General features: G+C 52.7%; 2 protein-coding genes. Both read right to left on the reverse strand.

The window, feature by feature from the left end:
• Positions 1-163: 163 nt before the first annotated feature.
• Positions 164-544 (reverse strand): ArsR/SmtB family transcription factor, encoded by a 381-nt coding sequence (locus J3481_RS14305; RefSeq protein WP_012810500.1) that lies wholly within the window; start codon positions 542-544, stop codon positions 164-166.
• A 155-nt stretch (positions 545-699) separates the two neighbouring features.
• Positions 700-1,498, reverse strand: a 799-nt coding sequence (locus tag J3481_RS14310; protein ID WP_206832790.1) for an IS256 family transposase, incomplete at its 5' end; no start/stop codon positions are given.

Consider the following 1,498-nt stretch of genomic DNA (forward strand, 5'->3'; position numbering starts at 1 on the left):
CCTGCATCAGACCACAACGCTAAGCTGTGTGAAATCCAGCCACCAAGAGCTTCGATGACCAGAATAATTAGCGTCAAGAAAAACGCGATTTTCATTTTTTCCACTGCTACATGGGAATGGAATGCATCACTATGGTCATGTCTATGATCGTGACTGTGCATACTCATTCGATGTTTCCTCTTTCAGCGCCAATGTGAGTGGCGTGATCAATTGCCATTTGCAAAAGCCCCATCGTGTGGGCATCGTCGTGACGATAATAGACCGTGTTGCCCTCCCTGCGACTTTTGACCAATCGCAGTGCCTTAAGGTAACGCAATTGATGGGATACAGCCGATTGGGTCATACCCAATATCTCAGCGAGATCACAGACACACAATTCACGCTTGGATAAGTTGTACAAAATGCGAATGCGTGTCGGGTCGGCGAGTACCTTGAACGTCTCAGATAGCCTTTCAACGACCGAATCGGAAAGCTGTTCAACACAATCGTTCACAGCGTCTTCATGAACGACATTACAACACGTCTCATGGTTCGTATCCAACATCAGTTTTCACCTCATACATGAACAATTACTCATATAGTCATTATATGTACTAAGACGGTAAGCGTCAACACGAACACACCTTGCGAGGCATCCGCTCGGTCAAGTCCGAGATTGTGTGTAAAATTGCCCTCTTCGGCGAATGGAGCGGTGAGCACTTAGGCCGTTGCTGCACAAGCCTGAGCTGATTCTCTCCAGGCCTGTTGCGCCTTCTTCCATGCCTCATACTCGTCCATGTTGAGATATTTCCGCCCTGTCGTCCATTCTTCGTCGATTTCCATCAGTAACGCCCCCAGCAGACGGATCGCCGATTCCCGGTTGGGGAAGATGCGAATGACGCGCTCGCGGCGCCGAATTTCTTCGTTGAGCCGTTCGACACCGTTGGTGGTGCGTAAGCGCCGCCGATATCGCTCAGGTAAGACCAAAACAGCGGTTACATCATCAAACCCATCCTCCAACACCTGCACCGCCTTCGGTGCCTTCTCTGCGTAAGCCTCGACAAACGCATCTTTGAGCAACCGTGCAGTCTTCAGGTCAGGCGCATCCAGGACCGCGCGGACCTGTTTGTAGACCTCCTCCTGCAACGCCTTGGGTGTGGCGTCCAAGAGATTGCGCATGAAGTGGGTCTGGCACCGTTGCCACGTGCAGCCCTGAAATTCGGTCTGAAGTGCCTTGACGAGTCCGCTGTGACTGTCGGACATGACGATGTCGACGCCGCTCAAACCGCGTTGCTTCAGCCAGGCGAAAAATTCCCGCCAACTCGATTCTGATTCGCTGTTGCCTAGCATCAAGCCGAGAATCTCTCGATACCCCTCGTCATTCACCCCCACGGCGATCAAGGCCGCTCGTGAACGAATACGTCCGTCTTCCCGAATCCGGAGGACCAGGGCATCGACGAGCAGAAACGGATAGCGGTGCTCGGCGAGGCTTCGGTGGTTCCACGCTTGGACGATAGGG

The sequence above is a fragment of the Alicyclobacillus fructus genome, from assembly GCF_017329605.1.
In the GTDB taxonomy this organism is placed as follows: Bacteria; Bacillota; Bacilli; order Alicyclobacillales; family Alicyclobacillaceae; genus Alicyclobacillus; species Alicyclobacillus fructus.